The 2,267-nt window shown below is 41.1% G+C and carries 1 protein-coding gene and 1 pseudogene; both read right to left on the bottom strand.

Annotation, left to right across the window (positions count from 1 at the left end; translation table 11 throughout):
- Window positions 1-95: 95 nt before the first annotated feature.
- Window positions 96-374, bottom strand: a pseudogene (locus V7K67_RS11400) (IS1634 family transposase); the annotation flags it as partial.
- 788 nt (window positions 375-1,162) lie between these two features.
- The gene (locus V7K67_RS11395) at window positions 1,163-2,020 is read right to left on the bottom strand and encodes an oxygenase MpaB family protein (RefSeq protein WP_335166568.1); all 858 of its coding nucleotides are present in this window, start codon (window positions 2,018-2,020) and stop codon (window positions 1,163-1,165) included.
- Window positions 2,021-2,267 lie beyond the last annotated feature (247 nt).

Here is a 2,267-nt window from a genome sequence, read left to right as displayed (position 1 = left end):
TCTATTACGAAGACAAAGCTTTCAAAATCAGATTTAATTAATACTTATGTACTACAAACTAGCGATCGCATTGTGCCAGTTGCGTAAGTCCTGTTTACTTCTATTTCCAGCCTCGCCTCTGATTGCAATCCTAATTCTTCGACTACCCTTGCCAGTCGGTCGTCAGTTGCATCTTTTTTCCCTATCGACCACCCCGTAGTTAGCTCTAAAATTTTTCGGTTTGCTTCTATCCAGGGTTCCACCGCCGACAACCGATGGTCTGACTGGGTGATTATATATGTCAATAACAATACACTCAATTCTCCGTAACTCAGTCCTTTGTGATTTCCGTGTGGTGGAGTGAGTTTTTCGTCAATCCACTTGCCTATCTCCATCTTGTTTAGCCATTCCACTATTACCGGAATATCATCAATTCTCTCAGAATAAATTTTTACCAAGAAGGGGAAAAGGGGAAAGGGAAAGGGGGAAAGGGTAGAAATAAAGAACTTTTCCCCACAGGGTATAAAGCCCCTGTTTTTAAATATGGAGAACAAGAAAAGAAGATTTTTGAGACACGTAGTGTGATAAAAATCAGCGTCCATGCTTGAAACCCCTGCTTTTAAGTATGGGGTTCCCTTTCCCCTTTCCCCTTTCCCCCTTTCCCTTTCTTCATCTGTTCGTTTATTGCCATACGCACACCCCTCTCCAGAATCTGTCTTACAGACTAACGGAAAATGGTGCTATTACTCCTTATCGCCCTATTCCTTTCCCCTCAAGGCATTAATTCCTCTTGCCTTCAAAAATAAGCGAACGTACAGTAATCAACTCATACAGGAGATTAATCCGCTGCTTCTTTTGCTTCAGCGATTGCTACTACTTGGGGTAAACTTGTCCAACAGGCGATCGCGAGAAGCAGTACAGCGTGGTTTGCGAGCATCCATTGAATCATGAGTCCAGGATCGATTTCTGACGAAATGCGGACAAAAATCCGCGTCCAAGCATGAGTCCCTTTCCCCTTTACCCTTTAACTTTTTACTTTTGCTTTTTTGGTAAGCTACTAGATCCGAATGGAATCAGAAAGTTTATGAGCAAGCAAAAGCGCCACCGAATTTGGTAAAATCTCTGTATTTGGCTCGTAGTTGTGATTATTTACATTTGCGCCGACTTATTTATGAGGTCGATGTCAAATCTTACTATTTTCTGCTGGGCCTACATTAGCTATTTTATAACCATCTGGATAACTGCGAATAGCATGATCGATAAAGTAGTATGGCTGATTTCGTGGGGGAAGGTAACGTAATAATCGCGCCCTAATTTTGAGGATATTTGCTAGGAGCGATCGTAAAAAAGGGGAAGGATGTTCAAACCCAAAGGCATCGAGCATGACATCATCAAGTAAGGCATATACCAAAGGTTTTAAAGCAAAACTCATCCAGCCGGGAAACCAACTCAAAAATAAATTTCGCGTTGCTTCTCCCACACGTCTATTGGTATCTGAATAACGAAAGTTTGCTTGCTCGTAATCACGGTTATAGCGTTCAAATTCTGCGTAAGTTTCAGGGATATTCTGGATATGCATTCGCTTACCCACTTCCCGCCAGAAGTAAAAAGCTGCTAATTTTTCTTGTTCGCACATCAAGCGCCAACCAAAACTTGCATTCCAGCGAATTGGATCGTAAATAAAGGTAGAGAGTACATACAAAAAATCGGCATTATCAATCTTAAAGCGTCCGTGGATGGCATTCATGCGTTGCATCGCTTCTTTGCCGCGAGCGCTATCGTAACCCCACTTACCGATTTCCCCTATAATTATACCTGTATCGTCGTAGCGTTTTTGTGAATGCTGATAAAATTCCCCTGTTTTATCCAATAATTTAGAAATGCTGGGAACACAATAAGTTCGCATCAAAGCCACTTCCAGCGCTCTTGTCATTTCCCATGAAAAATCATAGCCAATCATTATAGAGTAAATTTGGCAATGAGCTATCACAGGATCGAGCTGCTGAATCAGATGGAGATTTTTGTAGCGATTAAAAAGCATCTGAGATTTTTCCTGCGCTCAATACAAGCAAACTTCAAACTTCCATAATCATACCTTTTCAGGGGTTAAAAATTAATGCACAATCCTTTTCTTTCCTGGCTGAGTAAAATTTGCAGTGGGAAAAGTTATTTTTCGCGTTCTTTAAGTAGTGAGTAAGTAGGTAGGCAAAAAAAAACCAAACTATGTAAAGATAAATAAACACGGAGAATGCATCTACCGAGGTAAGTTAAAGTATGGGCGCTCGTCT

This window comes from Nostoc sp. (genome assembly GCF_036917155.1).
GTDB lineage: Bacteria > Cyanobacteriota > Cyanobacteriia > Cyanobacteriales > Nostocaceae > Nostoc.
This window is presented reverse-complemented; position numbering and strand designations above follow the sequence as displayed.